Source organism: Alteromonas sp. ABV4_150, from assembly GCF_056311745.1.
On the sequence record NZ_CM149971.1, the window covers coordinates 180,236 to 196,794 of the forward strand.

The following is a 16,559-nucleotide window of genomic DNA, read 5'->3' on the forward strand; positions in this document are numbered from 1 at the left end:
TATTTTTTTGTAAATAAAAGAAAAGCGCCTGTTTAAAAAACGCTGGCGCTTCCATTTTAGTTAAGTTCTATTGGCTATGTGTTGCTTCAATAATGCACTGTGCTACAAAAGCCCTAGCCCGCACGTACAGCCGACGCTTAGTTACAGCGCCAGTCTTCTTTAAAGTCGCATAAGCCGTCATCATCTTCATCAGACGTAAGCTCGATATTGGTGGTCACCTTTCTTGATACTTCATTTGCGTCATTATTGATTTTCATAGGCTGTTTTTTATCAATAAAGTTGAAAATGGTTTTAGCAATATCGGTATTGTCAATCTGCCCCATGAACGACTGATAGCCAGCTCCAAAAGCAAACACTTCAACATCTACACCAGTATGGCCGCCTGTAGTCCACCCTGTATTTGTTTTTGTATCTAGGAAGGTTTTCACCGCCATAAAGCGAGTTTTATCATCTTGATTCGATACACTATTTAACGTGGCTAACTCTTCTTCACTTAACGAAAGCCCAAGCTTCTGCGCAACATACTCGCCAGGATTTTCTTCATTAGCCATATTAAGCGCTATCGTCATTACCGAGGCTGACATTGACTTAAGGTGTTCAGGACTCCAGCGATAGTCGCCATTTGCACCAATTGTTAAACCGCCGGTGCTATGGTCAGCAGTTAGTACAACCAGTGTATCCGGGTTAGCTTTTACATAGTCGCGCAGATATTCCATTGTTAACGCTAGGTCGTGCATTTCAGCCATGGCAGACGCGATATCATTCGCATGACCCGCCCAATCTACCTGGCTCGCCTCTACTAAAAGGAAGAAACCATTGTCGTTTTCTAAGTGCTTGATAGCATGTTGAGTTAAGTACTCGAGACGGTTTTTACGCTTATCATCCAGCACTGCTGGCAGCGCTACAGGAGCAAACAGACCAAGCACATTACTTCCTGCTGGTACCGAAGCCAGACGATTATATGTGTCGGCATATTCGTAGCCCGCATCAATGAACTGCGCCAGAATATCTCTGTCTTCTCTTTCAAAATAGGAAGTACCACCACCTAACATTACGTCTGCCACAAACTCGTCATTTGCGCGTACGTCGAAGAAATCCTCGGCAATTTCGTTGTAGTTCTTGCGGCTTTCATTGTGTGCAATGTATGACGCTGGTGTTGCATGAACAATTTGTGAGGTTACAGCTAAACCAGTACGCATACCTTTACTTTTGGCATGGTACATCACCGAGTTCACTGGCTGTTTATCAACATCAACACCTATCGCACCATTGTATGACTTAACACCTGTGGCAAGCGCTGTTGCGGCAGCTGCTGAATCGGTAACATAACCCGATACACGAGCGGGGTAAGTCGACGCGTTACCTACTAAAATGTCGTCAAACACAACCGTCTCTACCTCTGGTGTTGACGGATCATCTACATAATTGCGATAAGCAGTGGTGTAAGCTGGCCCCATACCGTCGGCAACAACCATAATGATATTTTTCGGCACGCCTTTGAATTGGCTATTGTTTGCGTTTGCTGATTCGGTCTTTGATTCAGTGATACCACAGCCCGCAAGAACAGCAATAGACGCACAACTTAGCAATGATGTGCGAACAAATTGTTTAATCATTTAAACTTCCCTGAGTAAGTAAAGATACCTGCTGACGTTATAAGCCGCAGTTACTGCAAAAATCGAAATTATCGCGAATGATTCTTTGGTGATCATAAAGGTATTAGCAAAGCGATAAGAGGTAATAGTGTAAATCAGGCAGGCAATATGCTCAAAGCTTTTGGATAAAATAAGCTTGTGGTGAGATGACCGTGTAGTCACCTCGTCTAAATGGACGATTTTAGATAAAGGAAAGCCTATTTGCTTTGAGCTGCAAGGTATTCACGCATGCGCTGCTGCGCCACGTCTACAAGCATATCAGGCTGAAATTTAGAGATAAATCTATTACAACCTACTTTTTCAACCATAGCATCATTAAAGCTACCGCTTAATGAAGTATTGAGTGCTATGAACAGATTGCTCATTCGAGAGTCGCTACGTACCTCTGAGGTAAGCCGATATCCGTCCATTTCTGGCATTTCTGCGTCAGTAAACATAAGCAAAATTTCATCCGTAGGTTTTTTCCCTTCGTCGGCCCACTTTTTGAGTAATGCTAACGCTTCAGCACCGTTTTTTCGTTCGATAATCGTGATACCAAGCTGCTCTAATGTATCCTTTATTTGTTTTCTTGCCGTGCTGGAATCATCAACAATCAACACTTTCTTGCCTACAAAGTGATTAACGATATCTTGGTCTAACACTTCCTCAGAGATAGATGTATCGTAATCGATGATTTCAGCGAGCACTTTTTCAACATCTATTATCTCAACCAGCTCCTGTTTACCCTCAACATTCACCTGAGTTATGGCGGTTAAATAATTAGATTTACCAATTCCGCTAGGGGGCGGTTGTATGGTCCCCCAAGAGGTATTAACGATATTTTTAACTTCGCCTATAATAAAGCCCTGCACGCTTCTATTGTATTCGGTGATAATAACGTTTTTCGCCGTAGCTTCCGTGGCTGCTCCGCGCATTTTTATCGCCTGACGCAAGTCTATAATTGGAATAGAGCTGCCGCGGTAATTCATTACACCTTTAAGGTTATTATGGGAACCAGGCATAATGTTAAGCTTGGGTACATTGATAACTTCTTTGATTTTAAAGACATTCATGGCAAAAATGTGACGGGTTCCAAGCTGAAACATCAAAAGCTCAAGCCTGTTTTCCCCTACAAGCTTGGTTCTTTGATCCACCGACGACAATACACTGTTACTCATAACGCCCACTTATTCATTTTACTATCAAAGGCCTAGAGCCAATTTAACATCGTAATATTAATTGGCTTAGCCACAACAACTTATCGCTAAAGTTACTCTTACAGTCATAACAAAGCTATTACCCTTTTAGCTAATAGACAGCTGAAAAAATCAACATAATTAAGGTTTTACCAGTAAAGCCACCTTGGCAATGGTCACAAACCTTGGGAACTTTATTGACTAGCATTAGCTATTTACCAGCGACTCACTCAAATACGTCAACGCGTGTTTGCCTTCACCGAAATTACGCGCGCAGTGCGTTGTTATTACCTAAAGGTAGTTTAAATATAGGCGAACAAGGTGAAACATGCTCTCTTAATTAATATCGCGTTTTTTCCAGTAAAGCCCCTCTATGCTGTTTTAGCGATAAATGAATGAATTTGCTATCGCACATTACCGGAGCATGAAATGAGCGTCTCCTGACTTAGCTTGAAGTTTGACAACACAACAACAACGCCCCAATAAAACATTCACAAAATGAATGACCGCAATGCAAATTATATATTTCTCTTATTCAAAATCCCGCACTAGGATGAAATGGAATCAACGGGAACGCCCTACAGCGTGAACATAAACAACGTTAAGAATTTCAATTATAGTCGGGAGAGACGCTCATGTCGCAATATCAACAAGACATTGATAACTTCGCCACATTAAAGGCAGCACAAAACGGAGCTTGGGAAGGTATCAACCCAGAATTCGCTGCACGTATGAAGGTTCAAAACCGTTTTAAAACAGGTTTAGACATTGCTCGCTATACAGCAAGTATCATGCGCAAAGACATGGCTGAATACGACGCAGATTCGTCTCAGTACACACAGTCACTTGGCTGCTGGCATGGCTTTGTAGGCCAACAGAAAATGCTTTCAGTTAAAAAGCACCAGGGCACAACTAACAAAAGCTACCTTTATCTTTCAGGCTGGATGGTAGCAGCGCTTCGCTCTGAGTTTGGTCCTCTTCCTGACCAATCGATGCACGAAAAAACGTCAGTTTCTGCACTTATCGAAGAGCTTTACACTTTCCTTCGTCAAGCAGACGCACGTGAACTTGGTGACCTTTTCCACAAACTAGACGACGCGAAGAAAAACGGTGGTGATGTAGCTGCGATTCAAGCTGAGATCGACAACTACGAAACTCACGTAGTTCCAATCATCGCTGATATCGATGCGGGCTTTGGTAACGAAGAAGCTACGTACCTACTTGCAAAGCAAATGATTGAAGCAGGTGCATGCTGTATCCAAATTGAAAACCAAGTGTCAGACGCGAAACAATGTGGTCACCAAGACGGTAAAGTAACCGTTCCACACGAAGACTTCCTAGCGAAGATCAATGCAGTACGCTATGCATTTCTTGAACTAGGTGTTGATGAAGGTGTAATTGTTGCACGTACTGACTCACTAGGTGCTGGCCTTACTCAGAAGATCCCAGTATCTACATCAGAAGGCGACTTAGCTGCTCAGTACAATGCATTCCTTAAAACTACTGAAGTTGCAAGCGCAGGCGACCTAAATGAAGGTGACCTAGTTCTTAAGCAAGGTGGCAAATTGGTTAAGCCTGAGCGTCTACCAAACGGCTTGTTCCGCTTTAAAGACAACACAGGTTTTGACCGTGTAGTTCTTGACTGTGTAACGTCACTTAAGCACGGTGCTGACCTACTTTGGATTGAGACTGAAAAGCCTCACGTTGGTCAGATCGCTGAAATGGTTAACGCTATTCGCGAACAAGTTCCAAACGCTAAACTGGTATACAACAACTCTCCATCATTCAACTGGACGCTTAACTTCCGTCAGCAAGTATTTGATGCTTGGACAGAAGAAGGTAAAGACGTTTCTGGTTATGACCGCGCGAAACTTATGTCTGCTGATTATGACGACAGCGAACTTGCAGCAGCGGCGGACGAGAAGATCAAGAGCTTCCAGGCTGATGCAGCGCGTGAAGCAGGCATCTTCCACCACCTTATTACGCTACCGACTTATCATACTGCAGCACTATCTACAGATAACCTTGCAAAAGGCTACTTCGGTGAAGAAGGTATGCTTGCTTATGTTCGCGGTGTTCAGCGTCAAGAAATTCGCCAAGGCCTAGCGTGCGTTAAGCACCAAGCGATGGCAGGTTCTGACCTAGGTGATACGCACAAAGAGTACTTCTCAGGTGAGGGTGCACTTAAAGCGTCTGGTGAAGATAACACCATGAACCAGTTCGACGTATAACGCGAACAGGCAATGAGTTAAACGGAAAGTATCCCAACCTTTCCTACAGGGCACCTTCGGGTGCCCTTTTTTGTGCACGCTATTCATTTCATTTATATTTTCAAAGAAAAATAAATGGAGCCATATTTTCCAAAACCTCATAATAAATTCATATACATCATATTTATCAATAATTTACCGTTATAAAATTGAGAAAGTTAAGACTAAACGCTTATCTGACAATCAAATAAAAAAGCTTTATAATAGCTATATTTAATTAGGTTTAAAAAGAGCATTAGAATAATGAATATAGCGAAGGTCGACCTGAATTTATTGGTTTATTTAGATGTGCTGTTGCGCGAAGGGAGTGTAACGAAAGCTGCAAACCAGCTAAGCATTACTCAGCCAGCAATGAGTAACGGCTTAAAGCGACTTCGCGATCTATTTAAAGATCCGCTTTTAGTTCGTACCAGCGATGGGATGACCCCCACCAAGCGCGCGCTTGAACTTCAGCCTATTATCCGCGATGTACTTAGTCGATTAGAAAGCTCTATTCAGCCAGAAACTGATTTCGACCCGTTAACCAGTGACAGAACCTTTCGCATTATGACCAGTGACTATGCAGAGAGCACTTTGTTACTTGAACTGGTTGGAAGACTGGCCGACCTAGCACCCAATATTACCCTTGATCTCATTACGCCTAGCGATGTGACTTTCCACGATGTAGAACAAGGTAAAGTGGACATGGCAATTAATCGCTTCGATGAACTTCCTTTGTCATTTCACCAAAAAGTTATTTGGTACGATTCGTTTAGCTGCGTGATGAGTGCTGACCACCCGCTGGTAGAAAAATGCGATCTCGAAGGGTATTTGAGTGCCCAGCATATATGGGTAAGTAAAACGGGGTTTGGTGTTGGCGTAGGTATTGACCCGAACGAAGTTCAAAAGTTGGGTTGGGTAGACGCTGAGCTTACAAAAATTGGCAAACAGCGTGCTATTCGCGTATTTACTCGTCATTACCATGCAGCGCTTCAGATTGCGAAAAAGCAAAAGCTTATTGCTACCTTACCAAGCAAAGCGGCGCGTTTATTCAAACACGACCCAGATGTGGTGATTAAAGAGCCGCCTTTCGACATACCACCAATTGCGCTAAAAATGGCGTGGAGTGCCCTACTTCACCACGACGCAGGTCACATTTGGTTGCGCCGCTTAATCAGCGATGTAGCTAGCGAAATGAATGCGGGCTGAACATTCACAAAATATATGGCAGAAATACAAACCATAAATTAAAAAACTATCTCTATACACACTACACTGGGTGAACAGACAAACGTATAGAGGTAGTTATGCAAGGATATATTACTAGAGGCCGACTACAGGTTGCCGAACAACTCGATAACTTTATTAATGAACAGGCACTTCCTGGCACAGGCGTAGATAAAGACACCTTTTGGCAAGGTGCAGAAACCCTCTTCGAAAAATTCATTCCTCAAAATCGCGCACTATTAGAAAAGCGAGAACAGCTTCAGCGCGCTATCGACGATTATCATAAAGCTGGTAACCCGGTAAACGGAAACGAATATACCGACTTCCTAAAAAGCATTGGTTACCTTGTTGAGCAGCCGTCACAAGTAAGTGCACAAACACAAAATGTAGACGCCGAAATAGCAACAATGGCAGGCCCTCAGCTAGTAGTGCCAATCAACAACGCTCGCTATGCACTTAATGCGGTAAATGCCCGTTGGGGAAGCCTTTACGACGCACTATACGGCACTGACGTTATAAGCAATGACGGTGGCGCCGAGCCTGGCAAGAGCTACAACCCCGTACGCGGCGCCAAAGTCGTTGCGAAAGCGAAAGACTATCTAGATAGCATGATACCGCTAGCGAAAGGCAGCCACGCTGACGTTACTGAATATAAGATTGAATCGGGTAAATTAGCGATCACTCTTGTCGACGGCGATGAAACCACCTTAGCGAACACAGAGCAATGGCAAGGATACCAAGGTGACATTAGCGCACCGTCAAGCCTGCTATTTGCACACAACGGTCTGCATTTTGAAATTCAACTAGACCCGACTCACCCTATTGGCGAGAGCGATGCCGCAAACGTAAAAGACGTACTGGTTGAAGCTGCATTAACCACCATTATGGACTGCGAAGATTCCGTTGCTGCTGTTGACGCTGAAGATAAAACCTTGGTGTACAGCAACTGGTTAGGTTTGATGAAAGGCTCGTTAAGCATTGAAATGACAAAGGGCGGCAAGCATCTTGTTCGCGCCATGCACGACGACAGAAGCTATCAGCCGTCTAAACACGCTTCGCAAGACAAGCTAAAAGACGGCGAACTAGTACTTTCTGGTCGAAGCCTTATGTTTGTTAGAAACGTGGGCCACCTTATGACTAACAATGCTATGCTCTTTGACGGCGAAGAAGTGCCAGAGGGGATCATGGACGGTTTAGTCACTTCACTTATCGCAAAGCATGACCTTTTAGGAAACAGTAAATTTAAAAACAGCCGCGAGGGCAGTATTTACATTGTTAAACCTAAAATGCACGGTCCAGAGGAAGTGGCATTCTCTAACGAATTGTTTGGTGCTATTGAAGCAATTATCGATGTTCCAGCCAACACCCTTAAGATGGGCATAATGGATGAAGAGCGCCGCACTAGTATCAACCTTCAGGCTTGTATTGCTGAAGCCACTTCACGTGTTGTATTTATCAACACAGGTTTCTTAGACAGAACCGGTGATGAAATTCATACCTCAATGCTAGCCGGGCCTTTTGCAGAGAAAGCTGCCCTTAAGTCTATGGCATGGATTAAGGCTTATGAGACTGCCAACGTGGCTGTAGGTCTTCGTTGCGGTCTTTCTGGCAAAGCGCAAATCGGTAAAGGCATGTGGCCGATACCTGATGAAATGCAAAATATGATGACCGCTAAAATTGGCCATCCTAAAGCTGGTGCTAATACCGCTTGGGTACCCTCACCCACTGCAGCAACACTGCACGCACTTCATTATCATGATGTGAATGTGTTTGACGTTCAGAAGTCATTAGATGAAGACTTTGATGGCCTTGCTGACATACTTACCATTCCATTGTTAGAAGATGCATCTACACTTACGCGTGAAGGCATCAAGCGTGAAATAGACAATAACGTTCAGGGTATATTGGGCTACGTAGTGCGCTGGGTTCACCAAGGTGTAGGCTGCTCTAAAGTGCCAGACATAAACAATGTAGGCTTAATGGAAGACCGCGCAACCTTGCGTATTTCATCGCAGCATATCGCTAACTGGCTAGAGCACGGCATTGTAAGTGTAGATCAGGTAAAAGAGTCTTTGGCTCGTATGGCAGTGCTGGTAGATGAGCAAAATGCAGATGACCCTGAGTACATTCCGATGGCACCTGATTTAGACAGCTCAATTGGCTTCTTAGCCGCACGCGACCTTATCTTCAAAGGTAAAGAGCAGCCTAGCGGTTACACAGAACCTTTACTGCACGCCCGTCGCCGCGAAATGAAAGCGAAGCTTGCCGCGAGTTAATTTTAGACGTGTATTTATTGGTTAGAATCTCAGGCTTGTAAGCAAGGTCACAAAGCGCGTTAGCGACACAAATGCATATAAACATGGCTCACTCTGTTAGCCCAGAAGTGAGCCTTTTTTATGGGTCGTTTCCACGTTGTTCAAACAATTGCAAAGTGTGAAGGGCCAGTTGGGCTTACAGTTAACGGCACAGAACAGTATTCAATGTAGCGATATAGCAACACCTTATACTAAAGATTCCTCTCTTCTAACCTCTCATACTTTGCTGATACCTTACCAATAAACTACGCTTTTATTGAGAGGAAGTGCATTTCGTTTTACGGCCTAAGTTAAAACACTTTGCGCGAGGCCTCCTTAGTTTGGAGTATGCACATGCAGATAGCCTCACCGGCAATACCGAATAAACTTTTACGAGAAGATGTAACGCAAATTGTGCCCATCTTTTCAGGCGGGGGTACGCGCTTAAGTGCCCATATCGGCATCATAAAAGCGCTGCACGATATGAACATTTATTTTGATACTTTGGTTGGCGTATCTGGCGGCTCTATTATCGCGTCACTTTATGCCAAAGGGTACACTGTCGAGCAAATGCGAGAGCTAGCACTCGTTACCGATTTCAAGCAATTCACAGAGTTTTCGATTGTGAGATTGCTTCGAGAAGGCGGTCTTTCTTCTGGCGATGTGTTTCAGCGGTGGATTGACGAACAATTAGAGGGCGCAGTCTTTGCCGACCTCCCCCTTAACCTGCATATACTCGCTACCGACGTAAATGGCGGCGGGCCAGTTTTATTTAATAAGCAGACCTCTCCTGATATGAAAGTATCAGAGGCAGTACGGTATTCTATGTCGATACCCCTAATCTTTTCATTTAAGCCTTTCAAAGAGCACTTGCTAGTAGATGGGGCTATATTGTCTGAAGATGCTCTGTTTGAAGACTGGCGAGGTGATGGCACGCCATCAGTATGCTTCAGACTGCAAAGCACCGAACAAAAACGCAAGGCTATTAAAAAGAACTTACTTCAACTGCCGCAATACGTCAGCATGCTAATTCGCACGTTTATGACGGCAATTTCTAGGGAGTACGTCAATGCGAAGTATTGGCACAATACGGTGGTGGTAAATACCGGGGAGATTTCCGCGGTAGATTTTTCGCTTACACCTGAAATTAAGAACACACTTTTTGAGCTCGGTTATGCAACCACGAAAGAGTTCTTGCCCAAAAAGTGTGCGGGATTTATGAGAAGCAGTGCACTGTAACGATTTCAGAAAGTAATTATCAGTCGCTAGCGCTTACACTTTATAAAAGTCACGATACCAATCGACAAACGCCTTTACGCCAGTTTCAACATCGGTAGATGGCTGGTACCCAGTATCTTCAACGAGCGACGACACATCAGCATAGGTGTCAGGCACATCGCCCGGCTGAATAGGAAGAAGTTCTTTCTTCGCCTCAATACCCAAAGCGCTTTCAAGGGTTTCAATAAACTTCAAAAGGTGAACTGGTGTCTGCGCACCAATATTGTATACCTTATAGGGCGCCTTACTCGTACTTGGATCTGGGTTGCCGCCGTCCCAATTCTCGTTAGGTTTAGCCACATTATCCAATGAGCGAATTACGCCTTCAACGATATCATCGATATAAGTGAAATCACGACGGTGGTTACCGTAGTTATAAACCTGTATTGTTTTGCCTTCTAGAATTGCTTTCGTGAACTTGAACAGCGCCATATCTGGACGGCCCCAAGGCCCGTAAACAGTGAAAAAGCGCAGCCCCGTTGTAGGCAAGTTATACAGGTGACTATAAGTATGAGCCATTAGCTCGTTAGCTTTTTTAGAAGCCGCATACAAGCTAACTTGATGATCTACGTTATGCTGTTCTGAAAACGGCATAGTTTCATTCGCACCGTAAACTGAGCTAGATGACGCGTACACCAAATGCTCGACTTTATTATGACGACACCCTTCTAGAATATTCACAAAGCCAACAATATTTGAGTCGACGTAAGCGTTAGGATTTTCAAGAGAATAACGCACACCAGCTTGAGCAGCCAAATGCACCACTCTATCAAATTTGTGCTCTTCAAAAAGCGCTGCCATTTTGTCGCGCTCTTCAACGCCCATTTCCGTGAATGAGAATAAATCAGCCGCTGGTGATGACTTAATCTCGTCTAATCGAGCGTGCTTTAAATTTACATCGTAATAATCGTTAATGTTGTCAATCCCGACAACTTGGTCACCACGATTGATAAGGTATTGCGATACAGCTGCACCAATGAAACCAGCTGCTCCGGTGACTAAGATTTTCATTTATTAATCCCTTGGATTTCGTATTTTAAATTAAAGTATCACTGATACGCTCGTGCTTTATTCTAGTTCAAACGAGCGATAGAAGTCTTATACAACCTAATTCTATAAAACTAGCCTTGTCAGTTAACTATGCTACATAAAGCTCAGCTCTTGGTCGGCAAAGTTTCTATAGTTTGAATTAAGAAAATAAAAAACAGTTAGCAAATAATGCACCATAAAATATCTAATTACTGTTATAGAGTTAATTTGTAGCTCCCCTCAACAGGGTGGTTACAAACCGAATAGGTACTGCATATGAAATACCAGTTGGTGAAGCAAGTGCACTTTCTTTTGTATCTTTTACTAGAACTTTGTTTATTACACCAATTACCTCTCCTGTTCGAGGGTCGTACAAGGGACTACCACTGTTGCCTGGATAAGCAATTGCATCCAGTTGATAAATTAGGCTTACGCTCTTTAAGCGTGCCATCATGGTATTAGTTAATTGGTTGCTATTTAACGCTGGGATTGCGTCTGGCGTTATTGCAGAAATATACCCTCTGTGTGTAGCAGGATATAAACCCAAAATAGCGCCAATTGGAAAGCCCGTTAACGCGATTTCTGACCCAGGTTCTAACAATTCATCATCTCCAAGTTTCAATGCAGGTAAGGGGGAGTCCAACTTTAACAATGCTAAATCATGCTTAGGATCAATCTTTAAGACTTCTGCTTTAATTTTTTTTACTACTGTACCTTCACCACTTAGGACTACGTAACTTTCAACTATTGTGGGGTCTAAATCTTCAGATACCACGTGATAATTTGTAATTGCAAAAAAACCGTTTGCTACAATAAACCCCGTCCCTAATACCCTTGGTGCACTGTGCTTAATTGGCGCATCAACAGCTACGGCAACAGTTCCTTTGGAGACTGATTTCACAATAGAAGTAAAAGAGGTAACATCATTATCTGCTGCTACACTCTGAGTCAGTAATCCCAACAGCACTAAAATCCAAATAATTAAAGTTTTCATGTATTTTTTCCCAGTTGAGCGTTAGCTTAATAACTTTAACCGAACTACACCGTAAGATAACAATGGATTTTTTAAAACAAATAATTCTACTTTTAATATCCCCTCTAACTATCAGCGTATTGCTAATACTAATGTCATATGCTTTCAAACGGGCAAATTATTTGAACACTGGGAAGAAAATTTTGTTAATGGGTGTACTTGTGTTGATGGTTTGCTCTCAACCATGGGTGGCAAACCTTTTACTTTATCCGTTAGAGTACAACAGCAAACGCTATCATTCATCCGATTTAACTAGAAGTGACGCTATATTTGTTCCTGCATGCTACTATCAAACGCAATACGATCTACCAGAAGTTTCGCGTTGGCACGAGTGTTCAATCCAACGGTTGATTCAAGCTAAGATTTTTTCTGATGAATTGAAAATCCCGATTATAGTTACGGGGGGAAGTTTCCTTGCTGATAAAGATGTTAAATATTCAGAAAAAGCAAAGCAATTTCTTGAAACATTAGGGCTAACTCCTGATAAAGTGATTTCAATACCTGAAGGTACCGACTCACTATCAGAGGTTGAAGCATTAAAAACTAGATTTGGCCACATAACTCTAGTAACCGTAACAAGCGCCACTCACCAATATCGATTAGCTCAGATCCTAAAAAACACTGATATAAACTCAGAGATTTTTCAAGTTGATTTTCAAAGCTCTGGGGAATTAAATCCTTTCCTTTCACTTCCTTCAATTCTAGCATTAGAGCGCACTAGAAGAGCGATATACGAATACTTGGCAATAGTGAAATACCATGTTTTGGAAAAATAGTATAAAAGGATTAGGCAAATTATCGAAAAGATTTGCTAGACTGTTTTGAAGGACGTTTTTTGTGTGGACCAAAGTTTAGTGGCTAATAAAACAATAATAGGACGCGTGAAGTCAATTGTCGGTCGGGACAGTAGATTGGGAAAGGCTCTTGGGGGGTTGGAAAAACTCCAAGAAGCCAAGTTCATCTCAAAACACTTTTCCGATTTCTTAGAGCCAGTAGTTGCGCAGTCCGAAAATACACGTACTGAGAGCTTTAATATTAGACATAAAGTTTATTGTGAAGAGCTCGAGTTTGAACCACTCAAAAACAATTGTCTTGAAACTGACGAGTTCGATAAATTCTCGAGCCCTTGTTTAATAAGACATAAAGGCTCAGGTCACTATGCTGGGACAGTACGTTTGGTTAGACCCCAGATAGAAAACCAACTTCTCCCTATTGAGAAATACTGCATTAATTCAATTACTCATGAAACTCTGAACCCACGTAACTTTGCACGGAAAGACATTTGCGAGATATCTCGACTCGCAGTTCCACTTGAGTTTCGGAAGCGTCAGATGGACCGGTTTTCTGGTGCTGCGACAGGTGTAATTAATGAACATACGTATTCTGAAAATGAATTAAGGTGTTTCCCCTTTATCGCCATCGGGCTTTACTTCTCTGCTGCAGCTTTAGTTATGCACAATAATATAAAACATACGTATGTTATGATGGAACCACGTCTTGCCCGAAGTATGAGGTTTGTGGGCATTCAGTTTGAGCAGGTTGGTCCCGTTATTGACTATCATGGTAGGCGTGCACCCTATTATATCAACCCATCACTGCTCTACGCTAATTTAAGGCCTAGCTTTAAAATAATGTTGAAAAACATACAGCATCAAGTTGAGAAGTATCCTCGAGACTAGAGAAGCGTCTAAACACTCTAATTACTTTTGCCGAGCCTGGTGCTCTTTACCAAATACATTGCATTCCAGTCTTGCGATATTTTTCAGGTGCGTTAGGAACTATTTATGAGAACATTAGACTTTGGGTTTGAGCAGCTGAAAAACCTTCTACTAACTTCTGGCTTTCGGTCATCACAGATATTATTTGTCGACACTAACGATGCGTACATCACGTATCCAGAAAAAAATTCAGCTATATTGGTCGTTAAACCATATCCTTCCGAATCCGATGGACCTTCGCGATATATGGAAATAATTAAGATAATAGAACTTGCAAAATGCAATGGATTTGCTGTTCACCCCTACAGTAGAGGCGCCAACTTAGGTTATGGAGGTAAAGAGCCCTACGCTTCAAATTGTATTGCCTTGGATTTAAGTGAGTTTAAAAGAATAAGTTACTACAAGAAATCAAGAGGACACATAACAGTAGAACCAGGAGTATCACAAGAAGCCATTAGTGAATTTTTAATAAAAAACGGTGATATCCATATACATGACACTACTGGAGCGCCAAAATTTGCAAGCGTCATCGGAAACTATCTTGAACGGGGTTTTGGTCATACTCCACTCGCTGAGCACGCTAAGAATATTCTGCATGCAGAAATTATCACTCCCAACAATAAAGAAGAAGCACCTACACATTTTGTGACATCAACCGATGGTACATCATTTGAAATTGACGGGAAAATAGCAACCAGAACCTATAGCATCGGCCCTGACCTGACAGGTCTCGTGATTCAAAATAATGTTTCAATTGTAACAAGCCTTACAATTAAGCTTTTGAAAAAACCTGATTGTTTCGTTGCTTACTTCATACCATTCAAAGAAGAAGATATTGATCAAATGATTGATACTTGTGCAATCCTGAGAAAACAAAACACCATACACAGTGCTGCACACATTGGAAACAACATGAAGACACTCCAATTACTTGCTGTAGAATTTCCAAATCTAATTAAATCGTATGATTACGAAGAGTTAAACAAGTTGATCCGCAAATTCGGTTTAGATGATTGGACGCTTTCAGGAGGGATGTACGGAACCAAAAACCAAGTCAAAGCGCATATTAAAGATCTTAAGACCGCGATGAAAAAACTAGGTGTAAAACCTTTATTCATTGACAAAGAAAAGCTCAGCTTTATTAAGAAAACGCTGTCTATTACTCCTAAACATAATAGAGCTTTAGTTAAAAAACTAGTTTCCAGTAATAGTGGTATAGCCAGAAAAATAGGCGCTAAACTTGCTCTGAGAAAGAGCCTAATAGAATTATGTAAAATAAAACAAGGAACTCCTAGCAATGAATTTCTTCGAACCATTTATTGGAGAAACCTTCAAAAGTTAACAGATAAGGTGCCCAATCCAAGTCAAGACAAAGTAGGTTTGCTATGGGGCGCGCCCTGCTCTGAAATATCGAGCAAAGATTTTAAATTAATTACTTCTATCATGAGTGAAACATGTAAGAAGTATAGTTTAGAAAGTCCAATCTCAGTAACCCTTATAAATGAAAGAACAATGGAGTGTGTATTATCTCTTTCATGGGATAGACAAAAAGAGGAGGAGGAAGAACAAGCTTTAGCTTGCTATCAAGAAATAATGCTTAAGTGTGCTTCCATGGGCTTCCTTCAGTATAGAATGTCTACGCTTTCCAATCACTTTCTCAATCGACAGCATCTACCGCTACCTTTTGAGCTCCCTGAACTTAAATCTTATTTTGATCCTTGTAATGTCATCTCTCCTTCAAAATATAAATTAGTGTCTAAAAATTTTACAACACGCAAATGAAAACAAAATAAAACATTAAAAATTAAACACTTAAAAAATGGCACGTTGCATGCTTATGTTAACAACGTATAACAGACCTACTGTTCAAAACAACGGAGCGTGGAAAATGAAATTTGCAACAACTATCAAATATGCAGCGATTGCGGGAGCTCTTGTTACAGCTTCGAATGCAACAGCTGGAGTATCTGCAACAGCTTATTTAGAATTAAATAATCTTCTTGTTCAAATCGATACTGACGGCGACTTGGAACCTGATCAAGTTAACCCTCTTGACTTTATTTCTGTCCTTCCGGGTGGCACAAGGTCAACAAGTACGTTCGCTGATAACAATGGCGCTTCAGATTCAGATTTAGATTCAAAATCCTCTGCCACAGCTGATTCTGATGCAGACTTACTCTGCCTAGGTTCTTCTTGCGGAGTTTTAGGTCTTACCAACAATGGCCAGTCTGTTGAAGGTGCCAATTTAGTTGCGAGTGACGCTTTTTACTATTCAGTGGCTGACGCTCAAGTTTCAGGCAGTGCGCTAGGTGCTGGTGCTAGCGGTTTTACATATGCGGATGCGGGTATTGCTGCTGGTAACGATGAAAGCGCGGGTGCCAATAGTAACATCGCAAACGATATCCTTACGCAATTTACACTCGATGCGCTGACAGATATTAATGTGCGATTTAGTGCTTTGTTGGATTACTTAGTTGATGCATTTATCTCGCCGGATATCGCTAATGATAGTTTAAGAGCGGCTACAGCTACAGCTAAAGCGACATTTGGTATTCAACTTGCAAGCATCACTGGAGATACAGTGTCTCTTACAGATGGCCCATCAGGCGTAACATTTAACGATATAGCAATTGATCAACCTGGTTTAGGCGACTTAATTGTTCGTTCAGGTAACGGCGAGACTTTCACGTCAGGCTGGGCAAACGTTAGTGCTGGTACTTATCAGTTGACCATTACTCAATCATCAACGGTTCAGACCACGCTTGTACCTGCTCCTACTACGCTAGCGATGGCTGCATTCGGCTTGCTGGGCTTGGGCTTAACAGCTCGCCGTAGAAAGCAAAAGTAATCATTGTCTTTATAAGAAAAGCCGGATTGTAATCCGGCTTTTTTTTTATACTA

Annotated in this window: 12 protein-coding genes; 8 read left to right on the forward strand and 4 right to left on the reverse strand. The window is 42.2% G+C overall.

Annotated features, from left to right (window positions below):
• Nucleotides 1–137: 137 nt before the first annotated feature.
• Both ACYX4M_RS00860 and ACYX4M_RS00865 read right to left on the reverse strand, forming a co-directional pair.
• On the reverse strand, nucleotides 138–1,616 hold the full coding sequence (locus ACYX4M_RS00860; protein WP_476081480.1) for an alkaline phosphatase: 1,479 nt from the start codon (nucleotides 1,614–1,616) through the stop codon (nucleotides 138–140).
• Between the two features lie 236 nt (nucleotides 1,617–1,852).
• Complete coding sequence (locus tag ACYX4M_RS00865) at nucleotides 1,853–2,812, reverse strand: chemotaxis protein CheV (RefSeq protein ID WP_476081481.1); 960 nt, start codon at nucleotides 2,810–2,812, stop codon at nucleotides 1,853–1,855.
• A gap of 653 nt (nucleotides 2,813–3,465) precedes the next feature.
• Between ACYX4M_RS00865 and ACYX4M_RS00870 the strand changes: the two genes are divergently transcribed.
• The 4 genes from ACYX4M_RS00870 (at nucleotide 3,466) to ACYX4M_RS00885 (ending at nucleotide 9,839) form a co-directional block, all read left to right on the forward strand.
• Nucleotides 3,466–5,061 carry an isocitrate lyase gene (locus tag ACYX4M_RS00870; RefSeq protein ID WP_474871005.1) on the forward strand — a complete coding sequence of 532 codons (1,596 nt, stop codon included), beginning with the start codon at nucleotides 3,466–3,468 and terminating at the stop codon, nucleotides 5,059–5,061.
• Between the two features lie 282 nt (nucleotides 5,062–5,343).
• On the forward strand, nucleotides 5,344–6,288 hold the full coding sequence (locus ACYX4M_RS00875; RefSeq protein ID WP_334057106.1) for a LysR family transcriptional regulator: 945 nt from the start codon (nucleotides 5,344–5,346) through the stop codon (nucleotides 6,286–6,288).
• Between the two features lie 98 nt (nucleotides 6,289–6,386).
• On the forward strand, nucleotides 6,387–8,582 hold the full coding sequence (locus tag ACYX4M_RS00880) for a malate synthase G (protein WP_476081482.1): 2,196 nt from the start codon (nucleotides 6,387–6,389) through the stop codon (nucleotides 8,580–8,582).
• A gap of 372 nt (nucleotides 8,583–8,954) precedes the next feature.
• The gene (locus tag ACYX4M_RS00885) at nucleotides 8,955–9,839 is read left to right on the forward strand and encodes a patatin-like phospholipase family protein (RefSeq protein ID WP_476081483.1); all 885 of its coding nucleotides are present in this window, start codon (nucleotides 8,955–8,957) and stop codon (nucleotides 9,837–9,839) included.
• A 33-nt stretch (nucleotides 9,840–9,872) separates the two neighbouring features.
• On the opposite strand, the gene ACYX4M_RS00890 is transcribed toward ACYX4M_RS00885, so the two are convergent.
• Together ACYX4M_RS00890 and ACYX4M_RS00895 are read right to left on the reverse strand one after the other, a co-directional pair.
• Entirely contained in the window at nucleotides 9,873–10,889 is a 1,017-nt protein-coding gene (locus ACYX4M_RS00890; protein ID WP_476081484.1) for an NAD-dependent epimerase, read from the reverse strand.
• A 241-nt stretch (nucleotides 10,890–11,130) separates the two neighbouring features.
• Nucleotides 11,131–11,901, reverse strand: a complete 771-nt coding sequence (locus ACYX4M_RS00895) for a S1 family peptidase (RefSeq protein WP_476081485.1) — start codon at nucleotides 11,899–11,901, stop codon at nucleotides 11,131–11,133.
• 62 nt (nucleotides 11,902–11,963) lie between these two features.
• Between ACYX4M_RS00895 and ACYX4M_RS00900 the strand changes: the two genes are divergently transcribed.
• The 4 genes from ACYX4M_RS00900 to ACYX4M_RS00915 all read left to right on the forward strand — a co-directional run bounded on the left by ACYX4M_RS00900 (nucleotide 11,964) and on the right by ACYX4M_RS00915 (nucleotide 16,506).
• Nucleotides 11,964–12,716 carry a YdcF family protein gene (locus ACYX4M_RS00900; RefSeq protein ID WP_476081486.1) on the forward strand — a complete coding sequence of 251 codons (753 nt, stop codon included), beginning with the start codon at nucleotides 11,964–11,966 and terminating at the stop codon, nucleotides 12,714–12,716.
• A gap of 63 nt (nucleotides 12,717–12,779) precedes the next feature.
• Nucleotides 12,780–13,619: a PEP-CTERM/exosortase system-associated acyltransferase gene (locus ACYX4M_RS00905; protein ID WP_476081487.1), complete on the forward strand. Its 840-nt coding sequence runs from the start codon at nucleotides 12,780–12,782 to the stop codon at nucleotides 13,617–13,619.
• Nucleotides 13,620–13,724: 105 nt separating this feature from the next.
• Entirely contained in the window at nucleotides 13,725–15,440 is a 1,716-nt protein-coding gene (locus tag ACYX4M_RS00910; protein WP_476081488.1) for an FAD-binding protein, read from the forward strand.
• A gap of 106 nt (nucleotides 15,441–15,546) precedes the next feature.
• Nucleotides 15,547–16,506 (forward strand): EDSAP-1 family PEP-CTERM protein, encoded by a 960-nt coding sequence (locus ACYX4M_RS00915; RefSeq protein ID WP_476081489.1) that lies wholly within the window; start codon nucleotides 15,547–15,549, stop codon nucleotides 16,504–16,506.
• Nucleotides 16,507–16,559 lie beyond the last annotated feature (53 nt).

Coding starts and splice junctions, on each gene's coding strand:
- ACYX4M_RS00860 (WP_476081480.1), bottom strand. CDS start 1,616: ATGATTAAACAATTTGTTCGCACATCATTGCTAAGTTGTGCGTCTATT.
- ACYX4M_RS00865 (WP_476081481.1), bottom strand. CDS start 2,812: ATGAGTAACAGTGTATTGTCGTCGGTGGATCAAAGAACCAAGCTTGTA.
- ACYX4M_RS00870 (WP_474871005.1), top strand. CDS start 3,466: ATGTCGCAATATCAACAAGACATTGATAACTTCGCCACATTAAAGGCA.
- ACYX4M_RS00875 (WP_334057106.1), top strand. CDS start 5,344: ATGAATATAGCGAAGGTCGACCTGAATTTATTGGTTTATTTAGATGTG.
- ACYX4M_RS00880 (WP_476081482.1), top strand. CDS start 6,387: ATGCAAGGATATATTACTAGAGGCCGACTACAGGTTGCCGAACAACTC.
- ACYX4M_RS00885 (WP_476081483.1), top strand. CDS start 8,955: ATGCAGATAGCCTCACCGGCAATACCGAATAAACTTTTACGAGAAGAT.
- ACYX4M_RS00890 (WP_476081484.1), bottom strand. CDS start 10,889: ATGAAAATCTTAGTCACCGGAGCAGCTGGTTTCATTGGTGCAGCTGTA.
- ACYX4M_RS00895 (WP_476081485.1), bottom strand. CDS start 11,901: ATGAAAACTTTAATTATTTGGATTTTAGTGCTGTTGGGATTACTGACT.
- ACYX4M_RS00900 (WP_476081486.1), top strand. CDS start 11,964: ATGGATTTTTTAAAACAAATAATTCTACTTTTAATATCCCCTCTAACT.
- ACYX4M_RS00910 (WP_476081488.1), top strand. CDS start 13,725: ATGAGAACATTAGACTTTGGGTTTGAGCAGCTGAAAAACCTTCTACTA.
- ACYX4M_RS00915 (WP_476081489.1), top strand. CDS start 15,547: ATGAAATTTGCAACAACTATCAAATATGCAGCGATTGCGGGAGCTCTT.